Raw genomic sequence first — 18,743 nt, 5'->3', positions numbered from 1 at the left:
GCTCGTGGATTCTAATTTATGCCAGCATCTTCAAGAAATACTGGGCGTATATATTCTCTATCTTTTCTTTGCTGAACTTGCCTTCAGGCGAATACCAAACCTGTACCCAATTGGTGGCGCCGAGAATGATCATACGCGCCATTTTTTTATCCGGCACTGTGAATTCTCCCCGTTTCACGCCTTCCGCTATGATTTTGTCGAAAATCCCTGCGTATTGATCACGTTTTTGAATGATTGTTTCTATATTTTCTTCTGAAAAAAGTTGTTCCGGCTTAACAATCAGATTAAAAACTTCCTTCTCCTTTATCGCGATGTCCAAATGCATTTTAATCGCCTTTTCCATCTTCTTCATTGAAGGCAACTCCTGTGCATAAATGGCTTCCATCTTTTCCATAGCCGCCGATAAAATCAGATCATGGCAACTGTACAATAACTCTTCTTTACTTTTAAAATAATAATAAAGAGCTCCTTTGGTCATCAATAATTCTGCAGCAATATCTTCCATCGTTGCATTTTGATAGCCATTCCGTGAAATCACTAAACTCGCAGAACGGAGAATATCTTCTTTTTTCTTGGCTGCTTTTTGTTCCCGAAGACTCATGCCACCACCTCATTCATTTATTCAGTTTCAAAGCAGCTCTTCAGGCTTTGCCTCTGTTTCCTTCATCACCAAGGACGGCCTGCTGTCCAAAATATTTCGGATTAAAATAAAAATATTTTCAATCACAATCAAGGCAAAGGCAATAGGAATTAGGAAGAATAATGGATACAACGGATACAAGGTGCCGGCAGCGGGAAAGGCGGTCTTGCGTTCGAAGCCGCTCATGGCATATTCCCAACTGAATTGGACAATCAGCACAAGCACAAATAGTTCAAGCAACACCATCAAGAAAATCAAAATCCTTTTTGCAGAGTTATTCAATTTTTCAAGGATTAAATCCATTTTTGGCAATACACCAGATGCGTATACATAAGCAAGGCCCGGAAACACGACAAGAGGCATCATGTAATTCTGAATAATTTCAAAGCCGCCGCGTATTGAGCTGGAAAAGAGGGTTCGCATTGCAACGTCATACACAATCAGCAGCATCATCACTAGTACACTGACTCCACTGATCCATATTCCTGCAAGTTTTATAAAATGAAAAATTTTATAGGCTTTCCATACACCTTTCATCCAAGTCCACTCCCTTCAATCGCTCACATGGAATTCGGCAGCCATGTGGCAAGCCCTGGAAACGCAATCATCAAACCACAGACGACGACCATAGCAACGACGGCGAAGACCATGGAAATGCGGAATATTGATCCTGAACTGATTCCGCTGACACCGGCGACCGCATAAACACTCAACCCGACAGGCGGCGTTACCAATCCAATCGTGCAAATAACGGCAACAAATACACCGAACCAAAGGATATCAACCTGCAACTCCTGAATGATGGGAAGGATGACTGGAATTGACATCAAAATTACAGCTGCACCTTCTATAAACATGAACATGATGAACAGCACCACCGAAATGGCGATCAGCACCAATACCGGCGTGTCCATAATCGGTTCAATCAACTCGATCAAACGCCTTGGCAACAGCGATAGGGAAACAAAGCGCCCAAAAATCTGTGCACCGATCATGATAATCATGACCATTCCCGTCAGTTTTACAGTTTCAACAACCGAGGTTTTAAAAAACTGGAAATTGACCTTTCCAAGAACCAATGCTGCAAGCAAACCGACAAACGCACCGACGGCACCTGCCTCAGTTGGTGTAAAGATCCCTGAATAAATACCACCAAAAATAACTAGGACGATGACGACAGCAATCAGGCTCACAATGATCAAACGGATAACAGATAATTTTTCTGGCAGCGGCGCCTCTTTCATTGCCGGCTCCTCGATTTGCGTCCGCTTTTTCCTGTCCAATCTGAAGTAGACCAGCATCACCAGGATAAAAACAACCATAGTCAATATCCCAGGAATAAACGCTCCCACAAACAAACTGCCTACGGGTGTCTCAGTTGCCACTCCATAAAGGATCAGAATAATGCTTGGCGGGATAATCCCCGATAAAGAGCCTCCTGATGCCGCAATCGCTCCAGCAAGCGGTGCACTATAGCCATGTTTGCGGAGTTCCGGAATCGCCACTTGGCCGAGCGAAGCCGATGTTGCGGTTCCGGAACCGGAAACCGCCCCCAGCATTCCGCCGATGATCAAAGTCAAAATTCCAAGTAAACTGTTTTTCCCTTTGGAGACTTTATGGACCATGTAAAAAATATCCTGTACCATGCCGGAATGAAGAATAAACTGCGCCATCAGTACGAAAAGCGGGATGGTCGTCAATGTATAACTGGCCACCCGGTTAAAGGGTTCATTTCCAAGCAATCCTGGAAGAATCCCGAAACCTTCCAATAAAATCAAACCGATTATTCCGCTGGCAAGGAGTACCGAATGTATATATAATCCTGCTATCAACAATACAATCATCATTACCAGAATAATTCCTATGACCAATAAGTTATCCATTTCAAGACCTCCTTGCATCAAATTCTAAAAAGAAAAGAGAACAGCTTTAGGATGATAAGCTATTCCCTTTTCCCAAACGGCTATTCCAGATCCATGATGGCTTCCGGTACCTCGCCGCCTTCCTCAATTAGAAGATCTCTCCACATTTTAACCAATTCATTTCCTGGCATTCCATTTTCCTCAAGCAATGTTGCGTAATCCGTCCATGTCTCTTCGATCCCTTGGTTGAAATGGTCCTGGACGGCCGGATCTAAATCAGCAAAGTCGACAAATTTCCCGCCGTTCGCTTCATTTTCCGGGATGATTTCTTCTGAGCGGTTGATCCACTCCTGAGCACCAGGTTCAAAAATCTCTTCGTTTGCCTGAGTCATCGCTTCCTGTACATTGTCGGGCATTTCTTCCCATTTATCCTGGCTCATTCCAATAAAGGCGTTGAAATGCCCAAAATTGATGCCAGTCAGAGTGTAACGGAACAAATCCTGGAATCCATATCCTGTCCAGTCGGCAATACTGTAAAATGCTCCTTCAAATGTCCCTCTGCTCAACGAGTCGTAAATTTCCACAGCAGGCATTGTCACACTGTTGATGCCCGTTTTAGCCGCATACATTTCATGGATCCGTGAAGGCGTCCGAAGCGAAGTGCCTTCTACATCGCTGACCGCATTGAATTCATGGCCAGTTGTTGAAATTGAATATTCTTGTGTAGTGGAAATCGGGAATACTTTGAAATCACCAAATTGCATCTCGGTGTAGGTCTGTCCATCTGCCAATTCCTCTTCACTTTCAAGAAGCTTTTTCCAAGCATTGGAAGCAATCAGCGTATCTGAGTGGTTCAGCGGCAGCATCGTCACTTCCGCCATCGGAAATTGGTCAGGCTGGTAAATCGGCAGGACGATGGCAACGTCCACCGTACCGGTTTCGAGCGCTTCCGCTTCATCCGGAACCGCCACCAATTCTCCTCCAGTGAAGGATTCAAATTGAACCTGGCCTTCCGTCAATTCTTCCACCCGTTCCATCCATGGCACCATCGAAGCTTCCCACCAGGCGTGCTGAGCACTGAGGCCAGTGGCAGCACGCAATGTGATTGTTTCCCCTTCTGAAGAACCACCACCTGTTTCTTCATCGCCCCCACATGCTGACAACAAAAGCACCAATCCTAGACCTGCTACTGAAAAACGAGACTTAACTGATTTCATAATTTCTCCCTCCATCCATTTAATATAGTGATCGTGTTTTTGTATCCGCTTACAAAACCAAAATACTATTTGCCATTAAATTGAGGAACACGCTTCTCGAAAAAAGCTGAAATGCCTTCTTGATGATCCTTTGTCTGCAGCAGCATCGCCTGAATCATATTTTCCTGCATAAAGGCAGTTTCTTTATGGAGTTCTCCTGCATGATTAACCAGGTATTTGACGTATTTATTGCTGATGGGCGGACCGTTTACAATAAATTCTGCAAATTCAGCAGCCGCTTCCACTGCCGAGCCTGTAGAGATTTTGTTGATCAGGCCATGGCTATAGGCTTCTTCAGCTGACAGTGTCTTAGCTGAAGAAATCCATTCCTTGGCAATCGGTGGCGATACACGCTCTGTCAATGCTTTGATCAAACCTAAATCCGGAATCAAACCGATATTCGAAAAGCTCAAAGCGAATTTGGCATTTTCATCTGCGACAATGAAATCCGCAGCCAAGGCGATGCTGAATCCCGCTCCCGCAGCGTAGCCATGTACTGCAGCTATTACGTATTTATCCAGGCTGATTATTTTTTGCGACAGACCCGAAACATACTCCATCCATTCCGCCACTTCATTGGCATCCGTCAACTCCTTCATGGATGAAATATCGCCGCCTGCAGAAAATGCTTTGCCTTCTCCTGATAACACCAGAACTTTGGCTTCCTGATTGGCGGATAATTCGTCCAATGCACTCATGACTTCTTGTACTAATTCCCGTGACAGGGCATTCAACTTCTCCGGCCTGTTTAATTTCAGGTAACCGATACCTGCTTGTGTCTTGATTTCCACCAATTTGGCCATCTATTTCCCTCCCTTTCAGCTAAGGTTTTACAACGAGCTTTCCGTAAGTTTTGCGGTCACCCAGCAAATCCAATGCATCTGGAACCTTTTCAAATGGATATTCTTCATAAATCAACGGGCGGATAGCTCCTTTTTCATACAATGCCATCAATTCATGGTGGGCTTTCATCACTTCTTTTGGATACAAATTGCGTAACAGCCCAAAATGGACGCCCATAACCGAATAATTCTTTATCAAGGCATGATTAGTCGGCGCATCTGCAATCCGCCCTCCAGCAAAGCCGATGACCAGTATCCGTCCTTCAAAAGCGATGCATTTTCTGGAGCGGTCGAAAGTATCGCCACCGACAGGATCGAAGATGACATTCACCCCTTTTCCGCCTGTCGCTTCTTTAACTATGGAGACGAAATCCTCTGTTCGGTAGTTGATGACCTGATCAGCGCCTAGCTGTTTGCAGATTGCTGTTTTCTCATCGCTGCCCGCTGTAGCGATGACAGTTGCTCCCGCTGCTTTTCCAAGCTGGATGGCAGCTGAGCCGACACCGCCTGAACCTGCATGCACCAACAAGGTTTCGCCTTTTTGAAGGCGTGCTGTACGGTGTAGCGCAAAATACGCGGTCTGATATGTGATGAATAGAGAAGCTGCTTCACTGTATGAAAGTGAGTCTGGAATCGGGAATACCCCTTCTTCCTTGACTACCACCCATTCGGCAAGGCCGCCAGCGGGCAACTGAGGTGTAGCGAGAACACGCTGACCGATCTGTATGGCTACCCCATCTCCTGTACTTTCAACAATACCGGCAATTTCAGCACCTGGTGTAAATGGCAGATCGGGTTTTTCCTGATATTTCCCCTGACATTGAAGAATATCAAAGAAGTTCAAGGCAGCCGCCTCCACTTTCACGAGCACTTCGCCAGCTTTCGGTTCGGGATTCGTAAGCTCTGCAAGCTCAAGAGCTTCCTGTGGATTTCCTATTCGGACCACTGTCCAAGCCTTCATCACAATACCCCCTTATTTTACGTTTGAACTTTCCTTCAATTGTTCGCGCAATTCCAGGCGTCCAACATCACGTAGATGGACTTGGTCTGGACCGTCAACCAAACGCAGTGTCCGAGCATTGGCATAATGTGCGGCCAGCGGGAAATCTTCCGTTAAGCCAGCTCCACCGAATACCTGAATTGCGCGGTCAATGACATTCAATGAGACGCGAGGCACTGCAATCTTAATCATTGCAATTTCTTTACGTGCCGCTTTAGCACCTTCCTCATCAATTTTATGGGCAGCATGCAAGGTTAATAGACGTGCCTGTTCAATTTCGATTCGGCTTTCGGCAATGATTTCTTTGATAACATCTTTTTCAGCCAAAGTAGAACCGAACGCTTCTCTGCTGTCAGCGCGTTTACACAGGAGCTCCAGTGCCCGCTCGGCTGCTCCAATGGCACGCATGCAATGATGGATGCGTCCTGGTCCCAGGCGGCCCTGTGCAATTTCAAAGCCACGCCCTTCACCCAGCAGCATATTAGTAGCCGGCACCCGTACATTGGTGTAATGGACTTCCGCATGACCCTGCGGTGCATCGTCGTATCCGAAGACAGTCAGGGGGCGGATGATTTCCACTCCCGGTGCATCAAAAGGCACTAAAATCATTGATTGTTGCTGATGTTTTGCTGCATTCGGATCTGTTTTCCCCATAACAATCGCAATTTTGCAACGCGGATCCATTGCTCCGGTTGTCCACCATTTTTTCGCATTGATGACATATTCATCGCCATCACGGACGATGTTGCTTTGGATATTGGTAGCGTCGGAAGAGGCGACAGCCGGTTCCGTCATCGAGAAGCATGAACGGATTTCCCCACGCAGCAAAGGCTCCAGCCATTGCTTTTTCTGCTCTTCTGTTCCGTATTTTACGAAGACCTCCATATTGCCGGTATCCGGTGCGTTGCAATTGAACAGCTCCGGTGCAATCAAGGAACGGCCCATGATTTCGCAGAGATGCGAGTAATCGTAATTCGACAAGCCAGCTCCATATTCCGGGTGGTCTAAAAATAAATTCCAAAGTCCCTGCTCTTTCGCCTTTTCTTTCAGCTCTTCGATAATTGGTGGAATCGTCCAGCGGTCTTCCGCTTCCTGCAAGTACTTTTCAACAGTCACTTCATTCGGATAGACGTAATCATCCATGAACTTTAGTAGTTTTCCTCGCAACTCTTCGGCTTTCGGTGATAATTCTTTAAGCATTTGTTTTTCCTCCAATGTTTTTTAAAGTATTTTTTAAAATTTTGCCGGATGCATTTCTTGGCAGGCTATCGATCAATTCAAATTCTTCAGGAACCTTGAATTTAGCCAAGGACTTTCTGCAATGTTCCTTTAACTCGGTGAAATCATCGCCATTCAATTTCGGACCCACTACAAATGCCTTCACTTTTTCTCCAAAAACCGGGTCGGGTTCCCCGATGACAGCAGCTTCCACTACATCGGGGTGGGCTTTCAATACATCTTCGACTTCGATTGAAAATATTTTTTCACCCGCACGGTTGATCATGTCCTTTTTCCGGTCCCGAATATAAATAAAGCCGTCTTCATCCTGAATGCCCAGGTCTCCTGAATGCCAATAGCCATCCGTAAAACTGGTTTGATTGGCCGTCGGGTTATCCCAATATTCCTTGATGATCATCGGACCCTTAATATAAAGCTCTCCTGATTCACCGGATCGGCATTCTTTTCCTTCTGCATCAATAATTTTGATATCCGCCACTTCTACAGGGAGTCCGACTGAAGTCACTTTAGAATCCGGATAGTTTAAGGGCATTAATGTTGCAGGTGAAGTTGTTTCTGTTGCGCCGTAGGCATTGTGCAGTTGCGCATTCGGAAATGCATTTTTCAGCATAGTAAAGGTCTGCTGATAAATTGGCGAACCTCCAAAAGCCACTTTCTTCACAAAGTCGAACGAGTGTTTTTGAAATTCTTCACTAGTGGACATCATAATGAAAATGGTGGGTACGTTAAAAAGAAAATTGATTTTATGTTTCAGTATCCGGTTGATGTATTCTTCATTTTGGTAGCGGCGCATGCTGTAGACTGTGCCTCCGACATAGAACATATGCAGCAGCTGGCCAACCAGCCCGGTGACGTGGAACATCGGCACAGCAATCAGCGTATTGAACGTTTCATCGGTTTTGAAAACCAATTTATAATTCGTGAGGCTGTGAATGACATTGATATGAGTCAGTACTGCGCCTTTAGGACGCCCTGTCGTCCCTGATGTATACAAGATAAAAATACCATCTTCTTCTGTTACTGAGACTTGGCGAAAAGGCGTATCTGTCTTCAATAACCGTTCATATGAATTTTCGCCATCGATGACAAAGATATTTTCTTCAGGTACCATAGCTTCTTCCCTATTGGCTTTTCCCACTTTTCCCAGAAACTCTTGTTCGCTGATGATGATGCTCGGTTTGGAATGTCCGAGGATATAGCGAAGCTCTTCCACCGCCAGTTTAACGTTTATTGGAACCATGATGGCTCCAATTTTTGCACAGGCAATGACCAGCAAAGGAAATTCAGCACGATTTCCAACAATGGCTGCTACACGATCTCCTTTTGCAATTCCCCGTATTTGGAGATTGGCCGCAATTGCTGTCGCCAGCTTTTCCATTTGTTGATAGCTCAAAGATTGATCTTCGGTTACAATTGCAAGCTTGTCACCATAGGTTTTACTGCTAGCACTGACAATTTCTCCAACAGTTTGTGGACGCTCTTTGAACACCTTGACTCCCTCTCTGCCGAACAAGCATATTTCCTGTTGTTCCATAAAACGCCTCCTTCTTTTGAAACGAAAATGAAAGCACTTACATATTAAAAAATAAATAGTCAAAATCTTTGTACTATTGTCTCGAATTTAGTATAGTCATTCTTTTTTTGAATTACAAGTCAAATTCCTAATTATCAGAATATTTTAATCAAAAAAAAGAGAAGCGCTGTGATTTACACAAGGCGCCTCCTGATATATTCTCTCTTTATTCCCCTAAATCAACATTATGATAAACCTGCTGCACATCTTCCAGGTCTTCAATGGCATCGATCATTTTTTCGAATTGCTCCTGCGCGTCTTCCGGCAACGGCAATTCATTTTGTGCAAGCATCGTTAACTCTGCTACTGTGAACTCCGTGATGCCAGCATTTTTGAATGCTTCCTGCACGAGGTGATATTGATCCGGTTCAGCATAGACGATGACGCCGCCCTCTTCTTCCATTATGTCACGAACATCGATATCCGCTTCCATCATCAGTTCCAGCACTTCGTCAGCTGTTTTGCCTTCGATGCCGAACACTGCCGTATGGTCAAACATATAAGCAACAGATCCGCTGACTCCCATGTTGCCGCCGTTTTTGCCGAAAGCCGCCCGGACATCTGAAGCTGTACGGTTGACGTTATTTGTCAGTGTATCCACGATTACCATGGAGCCGTTCGGGCCGAATCCTTCATAGCGCAATTCATCATAGCTTTCTTCAGATCCGCCTTTAGCTTTTTCCACTGCACGGTCAATAATCGCTCTTGGAATGCTGTATGTCTTCGCACGCTCTAAAACTACTTTCAAAGCCCGATTCGATTCTGGATCCGGCTCTCCTTGTTTGGCCGCCACATATATTTCTCGTCCGAATTTCGCATAAATCCGGCTTGTGTCGGCATCTTTTGATGCTTTCTTTTCTTTGATATTATTCCATTTGCGTCCCATTAAATTTCCTTCTCTCTATAAATTCTTATTCTCTATGGAGTTCACTATGTACTATTATAGTACAAATCTTTCGGATGTAACGTATTTCATAGTCAAAAACCGCAGTTTTCATCTAATCCAATACTTTGAATTAAAGATAAAATAGGTGTAGGGTTAAGTTGTAGAAATAATTATAATCAATTAGGAGGAATTCAGTATGACAGAAAATAAAGTTCTAATCATCACAGGTGGCGCCAGTGGAATCGGGCGGCACGCTTCCTACCAATTAGCAAAAGAAGGCTATGCCATTGTTGTAGCTGATTTTAATGAAGACGGCGCAAACGAAACCGTTTCCCATATCGAATCTGAAGGCGGAAAAGCTGCCGCATTCAAAGTGGATGTGTCAAAAGCGGAGCAAGTCGAAGCGATGGTTGATTTCGCGGTCGAGAAGTTTGGTACCTTGAACGGCCTCTTCAATAACGCCGGCATTGGCCTGGTCAAACCTTTGCTTGAAATGGATCCCGCTTCCTACCATAAAGTGATCGACGTTGATCAGCACAGCGTCTATTACGGAATCTATTACGGCGCGAAGAAAATGGTCGAACTCGGAACAACCGGAACAATCGTCAACACGGCGTCGATTTATGGATCAGTCGCGGCAAAAGGCAGCTTTAATTACAACGCGGCCAAAGCAGCGGTCGTTATGATGTCAAAATCAGGTGCACTTGAGCTTGCTGAACATGGCATTCGTGTAGTCGGCGTCGCTCCTGGATTTATCGATACCCCTATCCTCGGAGATGATCCAGAAATGAAAAAAGCTCTGTCAGCCCTCCATATGCACAACCAGCTGATCCAGCCTGAAAAAGTAGCCAATGTCGTCAAGTTTCTGTTCTCTCCAGAGGCAGCGGCCATCAACGGCACTACTGTTGCAGTGGACGATGGTTTCTTAAGCTTTAAATAAAAATAGCCGTGCTATTTTTCCGAAGCGACCGAAAAAGCTCGGATAAAATCTTAGAAAAGAGCCCTTTGCCCCTTGGCAGAGGGCTCTTTTCTGTCTCCAGATAGAGGTGCTCTAGATTTATGAGCGTTCGGGCGGATTTGTGGGCGTTCAATCTGAAAATTTAAAAATAGCAGCGCTGCCTCGAGAGGCAGCGCTGCTATTTCTCATACTTTATCCGTCCGATGATATTCAGAAATCTGGATAACCCGTACATCCCTGGTGTTCAGTTCGTGATAGATTCCACGGTTGTCACGAAATGAAATATACTGGTCACGTTCACTTTGTATCAGCTTTTCCGCTTTCTCCTGTGACTCCATGTGTATAAAGCGACGGATGTAATGCTCGTCATCAAAAAAATAGGTTACTTTGAATTCTTTCATCATTATCCTCTCCTTAAGATTGATAGGGAGCTTTTTGAGGGAAATAATTTGGCTTGATCAGGTCATTTTTATAAGGCTTATGGAAAATATGGGTCGTGGCGGGAGACATCGGCGGGATTAACCATGCCCAGTTGCCGGTGACACCCCGTCCTTCCACTTCTTCTTTCCTCTCGAAATTCTTGAATTGCTTGGCCGCTGTATGATGATCCACGATGGTCACACCTGCTTCCTGGAACGATTCCAGGACCGCAATATTCAATTCGACCAAAGCTTTGTCTTTCCATAAGGAACGGTTCGATTGCGTATTCAATTCCATGAGTTCCGCTACAGCGGGCAGAAAATTATAACGGTCTTCATCTGCTAAATTTCTGGCGCCGATTTCAGTTCCCATGTACCAGCCATTAAAAGGGGCCATCTTGTATTCAATGCCTCCAATTTCCAGCATCATATCTGAAATGATGGGAACCCCATACCATTTGATGCCGAGCTCCGCAAACCCTGGAATTTCCGGATGGCTGATGTCGACTTCCATAATCGACTGTTCTGGAATCTCTTTCAAAACAGGCTCTTCTCCGGGCAATTGAATGACTAAAGGCAAAACGTCGAAAGCGGTTCCTGCTCCGTGCCAACCAAGTTTCTGACAGGTTTTTGTGAATTCCATTGAACTGGAATCACCGATGATGCCTTCCGCAGTTTCGTAGCCGGCATAACGGATCAGCTGATGGTTCCATAAACGCATAGCGTCTTCATTTTCCTGTTCAGCACGGAACACCGTTATGGTTGGACGGATTTTTCCGTTATTCGCAGCAAAATCAATATGCTGGACCAAGGCATCAAAAACCCCTTCTGCCGTCGTTTGATGCCGTTCGTCAAACACTGTCAGTGAATTCCAGAATAACCGGCCGATACAGCGGTTATTGTTGCGCCATGCCATCCGTGCGCCATGCTCCAGTTCTTCAAAGTTATGGGTATACGTCCCGGTGGCTTCGATTTCTTTTGTGATTTCAAGCAATCTATCCGCTTTTTGGCGTTCGCCCTTTTCCAATTCTCCGTAGCAGATCTCTATATAGTCAGTGGCTTCTTCCAATAAAAGCATAGTCGAATTGCTCATCTTCATTGCATTCACTCCTTGCCCCTATCATATCACCTGCACCTTATTCTTTTCAGTGACAGAACTCTGAACTGTCTATGTTTTTATTCATTTTTCCAGTACACTAGAGCAAAGTAAAGATATTGTCAGGAGGAGCTCACACCGATGGTCAAAGCGATTTTTTTCGATTTGGATGATACCTTGTTATGGGATAAAAAAAGTGTTGAAAAAGCGTTCGAGGAAACCTGCCAGTTGGCTGAAGAATTGACAGGCCAGGACTGTACAGGTTTGGAAGAGGCGGTAAGGGCTGCAGCGACTGAGCTTTATGCAGGATACAGTACATATGATTTCACCAAGATGATCGGCATCAATCCTTTCGAGGGCTTATGGGGAAACTTTGACGATGAAGGAACTGATTTCCAGCAGATGAAAACCATTGTTCCGGCGTATCGCCGTGAATCCTGGACAGCCGGATTGAAAAAAATCGGCATCGACAGCCCTGAAATTGGAGCTCAGCTTGCTGAATACTTCCCTGAAGCGCGCAAAAGAAACCCTATCCTGTACGAAGAAAGCCTAAAGGTGCTGGAAGATTTAAAAGGCCATTATCAAATGCTGTTATTGACCAACGGTTCGCCAAGCCTTCAGCAGATTAAACTCGAAATCACACCGGAAATCGCTCCTTTCTTTGATCACATCATCATCTCTGGCGCGTTTGGAAAAGGCAAACCAGATCCGGACATCTTCCGTCACGCCTTATCGAAATTCGATTTTTCCGCAGACGAGGTATTGATGGTAGGAGATAACCTGATGACGGATATTATCGGTGCTGAAAAAGCGGGAATCCGCTCTGTCTGGGTCAATCGCGAAGAAAAGGCTCCACACGATTCAATCATTCCGACATACGAAATCCAGCATTTGGAAGAATTACTTCAACTGCTGGAACAAATTTAAACACAAAAGAGGTCCTCGCTATGAGGACCTCTTTTGTGTTTCTTATAGATTGATGGCCGTGACGCCTTCAATTTCATCCAATTTCGCCAATTGTTCCAGACTGCTTGATTCTGCAGGCTTATCAATTGATAGCATCATAATCGCATCTCCACCGACATTCGAACGCCCAACCTGCATCGTTGCAATGTTGACGTTCTCCTGGCCAAGCAAAGTTCCCACACGTCCGATGACGCCGGGGCGGTCATTATGGCGAACATACAGCAGATGGCCTTCCGGCACGACATCCACCAAATAATCATCCACTTTGACGATACGTGCGCCTTGCCCATTCAATAGGGTACCGGCTGCTTTTCTAGTACCTTTTGCTGTTTTCACTTCTACAGTGATCAGGCTCGTAAACCCTTTCGATTCTGTAGTCTTTTGTTCGCTGACCACGATGCCTTTTTGGTTGGCAATATACATGGCATTGACATCATTGACTTGCTTGCCTAAATGGCGCTTCAACATACCTTTCAGCATATTGCGCGTCAATGGCCCCACTTCCATATTGGCCAAATCTCCAGCATAACGGACAGTCACTTCTTCTGCAGCTGCACCGGTTAAATCAGTTAAAAAGGCGCCCAGACGCTCTGACAAGTCAAAATAAGGCTCGATTTTCTTCATGATTTCTTTTGGTACAGACGGCAGGTTTACTGAATTTCGAACTGTTCCAGTTGTGAAGTAGCTGACCACGTCCATGCTGACATCCACTGCCACACTTTCCTGAGCTTCAAACGTACTGGCACCCAAATGAGGTGTTGCGATGATTTCCGGCAAATCCAATAGACGAAAATCAACCATCGGCTCCTGCTCAAAAACATCAAGCGCAGCTCCGGCTACTTTCCCTGATTTCACTGCGTCGAACAATGCATTTTCATCAATGATGCCACCACGTGCACAGTTGATGATCTGCACGCCGTCCTTCATGATTTCAAATGCTTCTTTATTGATCAGGTGCTTGGTTTCTTTCAGCAACGGTGTATGGACCGTAACAAAATCCGCCACTTTCAGCACGTCTTCAACTGATCCGAAATCCACACCCAGCTTTTCCGCCTTTTCAGCAGTCAAGAAAGGGTCGTAAGCAATGACGTTCATCCGTTGCCCTTTTGCACGTGCTGCCACTTCCTGGCCGATCCGGCCAAATCCGACAACTCCAAGCGTCTTATTCTTCAACTCGACGCCAACATACGATTTCCGGTCCCATTTTTGATTGCGCAGTGCATGGAACGCCTGTGGAATTTTGCGTGCCATAGACATCAGCATCGCCATGGTATGCTCAGCGGCCGAGTTGGTGTTGCCGTCCGGCGCATTGACAACGATGATGCCATGCTCGGTAGCGGCTTCCAAGTCGATGTTGTCGACGCCCACACCTGCACGTCCAATAATTTTCAGGTTTGACGCTTTTTCAATCAATTCGCGTGTTACCTGTGTTTGGCTCCGGACAAGTAATGCATCAAAGCCATCTATACGGTCTTCCAATTGTTCCGGAGTCAAGTCGGTTTCCATGACAATGTTTATGCCGTTTGCCTGGCGCAGAGGATAAATTCCCTCTTCGCTGAGTGGATCACTGATCAATACGTGAAAAGTCATTTGGTTTTCTTCCCTTCTGTCAAAAAGACTTGCTGTGCAGCGGCAGTTCCTTTACCGAGTTCGATTTCTTTTCCTACTTTGACCAAACCGATTTCCATTGCGGCAATTGTCTGCAGCATATCTGCCGGCGAGCAATAGCCCATGTGGCCGATGCGGAAAATTGTTTTCGCTAGATGCTGCTGGCCGCCCGCCAATTCCAATGCAAATTCCTTCTTCATCACTTTACGGAATTCCTCGGCATCAAAATCATCCGGTTTTACAGCGGTAACTGTTGGTGATGCATCTTTGTCGGAAGTCAATAATGGGATGCCCAATGCTTTGAAAGCGGCACGGGTCATATCCTTCATCAGGCGATGCCTTGCATAGACTGCCTCCAGCCCTTCTTCTTCCAATAATACAAGCACTTGCTGCAAGCCGAATAAAATCGATAAGGCCGGAGTGAAAGGCGTCGTATCTTTTAGAATATTGTCTCTGTGTTTTTTAAGGTCCAGGTAAAAGCGCGGCTGTGGGTTGGCTTCGATTTTCTTCCAAGCCCGGTCGCTTGCCGCAATGAATGCAAGGCCCGCCGGAAGCATAAAGGCTTTTTGTGAACCGGTGACGACTACGTCGATTCCCCATTTATCCATTTCAGTTTCTGTTCCTGCTACACAAGATACGCCATCGACGATGACCAGGGCTTCAGATACTTCTTTCACAGCAGCAGCCAATTCCTTAATCGGATTCAGGACACCAGTTGAAGTTTCACAAAATGTAGAAAAGACCACTTTGATTTCAGGATGTTCCAGAAGGAAATTTTTCACTGCTTCCGGATCAACCGCGAGGCCCCACTCCACTTCGAATACATGGGTTTGAATACCATATGCTTTACAGATTTTCGCAAAACGATCTCCAAATGCACCTGTTACAAGAACCAGAACTTCTTCGCCCGGAGCAACCGTATTAACCACGGCTGTTTCCAGACCTGCTGTTCCGCTGCCTGTTAAAATCATCACTTCCTGCTTGGTTCCAAAAACGCGTTTTAATCTTGGTCTGATGTCACTGATCATCTCAGATGTACTTTGGCCACGGTGTCCGATCATCGGTTGTGCCATCGCGCGTTGCACACTTGGCGGAATTGGAGTTGGTCCTGGGATTCGTAGAATTTGTTGGTCTGTCAGCATAATGATTTCATTCCCCTCTCGATTTCCCCGCTTTTGCGGGCAGTGATTGTATAAAGACGCAAAAAAAGACTCTCCGCCCTTACATAAAGATGCAAGGGGCGAAGAGTCTTCCATTTCGCGGTACCACCCTAATTCACTGCCGATATACTGGCAGCCTCATTGGTTCACATGCGTAACGGACATGAAGCGAATGGACCTACTGGGGTATTCAATCCACCTATTCAGGAGTGCTGCCCAATGCCGAAACCACTGATTCTCACCAACCATCAGCTCTCTTGAGATTTCTCTGCATGAAGTGTATCTCCATCAACATAGTTAATCTGTATTCTTGAATTGATTCCATCATATACAGCCTGAAATTCATTGTCAATATAGAAAAAATAGTTCGACTTCTTTGTAAACGTTTCCATTTCCTGCAAACGTAGAAGCCATATGGCTCTACTAAAATTTTAAAAATATTTTAATAATTCGATGAAGTGGACCAATTCAGGCTTAAATTCAGAAAAGAACAGATTTTTGTTATAATGATTGTGAATTTATTTCCAAGGAGGAATTGACATGGCAATTGACTCTTCTATCAATAATTACTTATCAGGCAACAGGGATCGTTTTGAATCCATCAGTAAATATATTTGGGACCATCCCGAAACGCGCTACGAAGAATTCAAGTCAGCTGCATTTTTGGCTGATGAATTGGAAAAAGAGGGATTTTCAGTCGAACGCGGGGTCGGCGGCATCGAAACCGCATTTGTCGCTGTTTACGGTGAAGGAAAACCGGTCATCGGATTTCTGGGTGAATTTGATGCCTTATCCGGCCTCAGCCAAAAAGCTAATGTTACCCAACAGGAACCGTTAGAACCAGGCGGCATCGGGCACGGCTGTGGACACAATTTGCTCGGCACCGGCTCACTTGCGGCAGCCTATGCCGTCAAAGCTTATCTCACGGAAAATAAAATCAGCGGAACCATAAAATTTTACGGCTGTCCCGCTGAAGAAGGCGGTTCCGGCAAAACCTTCATGGTACGTGAAGGCGTCTTCGATGGCCTGGATATCGCTTTGACCTGGCACCCTTCCTATGCCAACTCCATCATGAGCTTATCGAGCCTCGCCAATTACCAGGTCTATTTCCGTTTTAAAGGCGTGGCTTCGCACGCCGCCAATTCACCGCATCTCGGACGCAGTGCTCTGGACGCGGTAGAGTTGATGAACGTCGGCGTCAATTACCTGCGCGAACATGTCGTCCAGGAAGCGCGGATGCATTACGCCATCACCAACAGCGGCGGCTTTTCACCGAATGTTGTCCAGTCGGAAGCGGAAGTCCTATACTTGATCCGTGCGCCGAAAGTGGCGCAGGTCGATGAAATCTACAAACGCGTCTGCAAAGTTGCGGAAGGTGCTGCATTGATGACTGAAACCGATATGACAATCGTCTTCGATAAAGCCTGCTCCAATTATGAACCGAACCGGACATTGGAAGCGATTCTAAATGAAAAATTGCAGGAGGCCGGAGCGGTCCAGCCATCTGAGGAAGAAAAGGAATTCGCTGCAGGAATCTGGCAGACTCTTTCTGAAGGGGAGAAAAATAATTTTCTCGCCGGCATGAAAACCTTTGGTTACAGCGGTGACGGCAGTGAGTTCGAAGGCAAATACCTGGCGGACGTCATTTCCGACTATGTTCCTTCAGATGAAGTGATGGCGGGGTCCACCGACGTTTCGGATGTCAGCTGGATCGTTCCCACGGCTCAAGTAACAACGGCCACATCAGCCATCGGCACGCCTCTCCACACGTGGCAGATGGTGACGCAAGGCATCAGTTCTTTTGCCCATAGCGGAATGCTCTTGTCTTCTGAAGCCATGGCGAATACCGCCATCCAGTTGTTCAATAACCCAGAAGACCTTCAGGCGATCAAAGCGGAACACGAAGCGAAGCGCGCCAAAGAACCTTATACTTGCCCGATTCCGGAAGGGGTGCAGCCTTCTGCTTTGAAATAGCGGAAGAAATAAATATTCTTAAGACGCAAAAAAGGCGCCAGAAGGATTATCTGCCGCCTTTTTCTTATGGCTATTAATAAGAGCGTGGCATCTTCAGCACATTCTGGCCGAGATAAGCCAAGATCATATTGTTGCTGACGGGTGCCACTTGGTACATCCGGGTCTCCCTGAATTTCCGCTCGACGTCATACTCATCGACAAATCCATAGCCGCCGAAGGTATCCAGACAGACATTGGCCGCCTGCCAGCTGGCTTCACTCGACAGGAATTTCGCCAAGTTAGCTTGTTCACCGAACTTCTCATTTTCATCAAATCTCCTTGCCGCTTCGTAGCGCATCAAGTCCGCTGCTTTGATCGCTGCATAAGCTCGGGCAATCGGGAACTGGATGCCCTGATTTTCACCGATTTTCCGGTTGAAGACAACACGTTCATTGGCATAGCTGGTGGCTTTGTCGATGAAAAAATAACCGTCGCCAATCGCTTCTGCTGCCAATAAGGTCCGCTCTGCGTTCATGCCGTCCAATACATAACGGAATCCTTGTCCTTCTTGCCCGATCAGGCATTCGGCCGGAATCTCCATGTCCTTATACCAAACTTGGTTGGTTGCGTAATTGAACATGGCACGAACCGGTTCCACTTCCAAGGATTCGGGCTGCTGTTCGCGGATGATCCGCAGATCGACGAGGAACAGGCTAAGTCCTTCAGTCCGCTTTTCCCCCACTTCTTCAATTGGTGTGGTGCGCGCCAGCAGCATCACCAAATCTGATTGCAACAGACGGCTGGTCCAGTTTTTATGGCCGTTGACCCGATAGCCATCTGCTGTTTTCTCAGCGAAGGTTTCGATTGCCGTCGTATTGGAACCGGCATTTTCTTCCGTTACCGAGAAAGCCTGGAAGCGGATCGAGCCATCAGCGATGCCGGGCAGATACTGCTGTTTCTGTTCTTCACTGCCATGCTTCAATAAGGCGCCCATCGTATACATCTGGGCATGGCATCCGGCGGCGTGGCCCCCGGAGCGGTTAATCTCTTCCAAAACGATGGTCGCTTCCGTCATGCCATAGCCCTTGCCTCCGTATTGTTCCGGAATCAAGGCAGCGAGGTTGCCGCTTTTCGTCAACGCATCCACAAACTCATAAGGGTACTCCCGCTCAAGATCCAGCTTTCTCCAATAGGAATTTGGGAACTCCGAACACAGATTCCGCACTTCCTGCCGTAATTGTTCTCTTTCCTGCTGCGTTAATTTCGCCATTGCCATTTTCCCCTT

Annotated in this window: 17 protein-coding genes and 1 other annotated feature; of the genes, 3 read left to right on the top strand and 14 right to left on the bottom strand. The window is 46.2% G+C overall.

Annotated features, from left to right (window positions below; all coding sequences use genetic code 11):
- Window positions 1–16 precede the first annotated feature (16 nt).
- The 9 genes from AC1MEO_RS16235 to AC1MEO_RS16195 all read right to left on the bottom strand — a co-directional run bounded on the left by AC1MEO_RS16235 (window position 17) and on the right by AC1MEO_RS16195 (window position 9,298).
- Entirely contained in the window at window positions 17–601 is a 585-nt protein-coding gene (locus tag AC1MEO_RS16235) for a TetR/AcrR family transcriptional regulator (protein WP_480332386.1), read from the bottom strand.
- A 27-nt stretch (window positions 602–628) separates the two neighbouring features.
- The gene (locus AC1MEO_RS16230) at window positions 629–1,177 is read right to left on the bottom strand and encodes a TRAP transporter small permease (RefSeq protein ID WP_480332384.1); all 549 of its coding nucleotides are present in this window, start codon (window positions 1,175–1,177) and stop codon (window positions 629–631) included.
- A 23-nt stretch (window positions 1,178–1,200) separates the two neighbouring features.
- Window positions 1,201–2,523: a TRAP transporter large permease gene (locus tag AC1MEO_RS16225; RefSeq protein ID WP_480332382.1), complete on the bottom strand. Its 1,323-nt coding sequence runs from the start codon at window positions 2,521–2,523 to the stop codon at window positions 1,201–1,203.
- A gap of 80 nt (window positions 2,524–2,603) precedes the next feature.
- Entirely contained in the window at window positions 2,604–3,719 is a 1,116-nt protein-coding gene (gene dctP, locus AC1MEO_RS16220; RefSeq protein WP_480332380.1) for a TRAP transporter substrate-binding protein DctP, read from the bottom strand.
- A gap of 65 nt (window positions 3,720–3,784) precedes the next feature.
- A complete protein-coding gene (locus tag AC1MEO_RS16215) occupies window positions 3,785–4,561 on the bottom strand; it encodes an enoyl-CoA hydratase/isomerase family protein (protein WP_480332378.1) in 777 nt (258 codons plus the stop codon).
- A 19-nt stretch (window positions 4,562–4,580) separates the two neighbouring features.
- A complete protein-coding gene (locus AC1MEO_RS16210) occupies window positions 4,581–5,561 on the bottom strand; it encodes an NADPH:quinone oxidoreductase family protein (RefSeq protein WP_480332376.1) in 981 nt (326 codons plus the stop codon).
- Between the two features lie 12 nt (window positions 5,562–5,573).
- A complete protein-coding gene (locus tag AC1MEO_RS16205) occupies window positions 5,574–6,800 on the bottom strand; it encodes an acyl-CoA dehydrogenase family protein (RefSeq protein WP_480332374.1) in 1,227 nt (408 codons plus the stop codon).
- On the bottom strand, window positions 6,793–8,373 hold the full coding sequence (locus AC1MEO_RS16200; RefSeq protein WP_480332372.1) for a class I adenylate-forming enzyme family protein: 1,581 nt from the start codon (window positions 8,371–8,373) through the stop codon (window positions 6,793–6,795). The genes AC1MEO_RS16205 and AC1MEO_RS16200 overlap by 8 nt, the downstream gene beginning before the upstream one ends.
- Before the next feature lie 205 nt (window positions 8,374–8,578).
- A complete protein-coding gene (locus AC1MEO_RS16195; protein WP_480332370.1) occupies window positions 8,579–9,298 on the bottom strand; it encodes a YebC/PmpR family DNA-binding transcriptional regulator in 720 nt (239 codons plus the stop codon).
- Window positions 9,299–9,494: 196 nt separating this feature from the next.
- Between AC1MEO_RS16195 and AC1MEO_RS16190 the strand changes: the two genes are divergently transcribed.
- Window positions 9,495–10,238, top strand: a complete 744-nt coding sequence (locus AC1MEO_RS16190) for an SDR family NAD(P)-dependent oxidoreductase (RefSeq protein ID WP_480332368.1) — start codon at window positions 9,495–9,497, stop codon at window positions 10,236–10,238.
- Between the two features lie 203 nt (window positions 10,239–10,441).
- Here the strand turns inward: AC1MEO_RS16190 and AC1MEO_RS16185 are convergent, their stop codons facing one another.
- Both AC1MEO_RS16185 and AC1MEO_RS16180 read right to left on the bottom strand, forming a co-directional pair.
- On the bottom strand, window positions 10,442–10,660 hold the full coding sequence (locus AC1MEO_RS16185; protein WP_480332366.1) for a hypothetical protein: 219 nt from the start codon (window positions 10,658–10,660) through the stop codon (window positions 10,442–10,444).
- A gap of 10 nt (window positions 10,661–10,670) precedes the next feature.
- A complete protein-coding gene (locus tag AC1MEO_RS16180) occupies window positions 10,671–11,774 on the bottom strand; it encodes a nitric oxide synthase oxygenase (protein ID WP_480332364.1) in 1,104 nt (367 codons plus the stop codon).
- A 138-nt stretch (window positions 11,775–11,912) separates the two neighbouring features.
- On the opposite strand from AC1MEO_RS16180, the gene AC1MEO_RS16175 reads away from it, so the two are divergent.
- On the top strand, window positions 11,913–12,698 hold the full coding sequence (locus tag AC1MEO_RS16175; RefSeq protein ID WP_480332362.1) for an HAD family hydrolase: 786 nt from the start codon (window positions 11,913–11,915) through the stop codon (window positions 12,696–12,698).
- Between the two features lie 42 nt (window positions 12,699–12,740).
- Here AC1MEO_RS16175 and serA read toward each other — a convergent pair whose 3' ends face one another.
- The gene (gene serA, locus AC1MEO_RS16170; protein WP_480332360.1) at window positions 12,741–14,327 is read right to left on the bottom strand and encodes a phosphoglycerate dehydrogenase; all 1,587 of its coding nucleotides are present in this window, start codon (window positions 14,325–14,327) and stop codon (window positions 12,741–12,743) included.
- Window positions 14,324–15,487, bottom strand: coding sequence for a pyridoxal-phosphate-dependent aminotransferase family protein (locus tag AC1MEO_RS16165; RefSeq protein WP_480332358.1), 1,164 nt, complete (start codon window positions 15,485–15,487; stop codon window positions 14,324–14,326). The genes serA and AC1MEO_RS16165 overlap by 4 nt, the downstream gene beginning before the upstream one ends.
- A 91-nt stretch (window positions 15,488–15,578) precedes the next feature.
- Window positions 15,579–15,806, bottom strand: a binding site (T-box leader).
- A gap of 239 nt (window positions 15,807–16,045) precedes the next feature.
- Between AC1MEO_RS16165 and AC1MEO_RS16160 the strand changes: the two genes are divergently transcribed.
- Window positions 16,046–17,479 carry a M20 family metallopeptidase gene (locus tag AC1MEO_RS16160; RefSeq protein WP_480332356.1) on the top strand — a complete coding sequence of 478 codons (1,434 nt, stop codon included), beginning with the start codon at window positions 16,046–16,048 and terminating at the stop codon, window positions 17,477–17,479.
- 73 nt (window positions 17,480–17,552) lie between these two features.
- Here AC1MEO_RS16160 and AC1MEO_RS16155 read toward each other — a convergent pair whose 3' ends face one another.
- Window positions 17,553–18,728 (bottom strand): acyl-CoA dehydrogenase family protein, encoded by a 1,176-nt coding sequence (locus tag AC1MEO_RS16155; protein ID WP_480332354.1) that lies wholly within the window; start codon window positions 18,726–18,728, stop codon window positions 17,553–17,555.
- Window positions 18,729–18,743: the final 15 nt, after the last annotated feature.

It is taken from the genome of Planococcus sp. BI3, from assembly GCF_056680115.1.
This window is presented reverse-complemented; position numbering and strand designations above follow the sequence as displayed.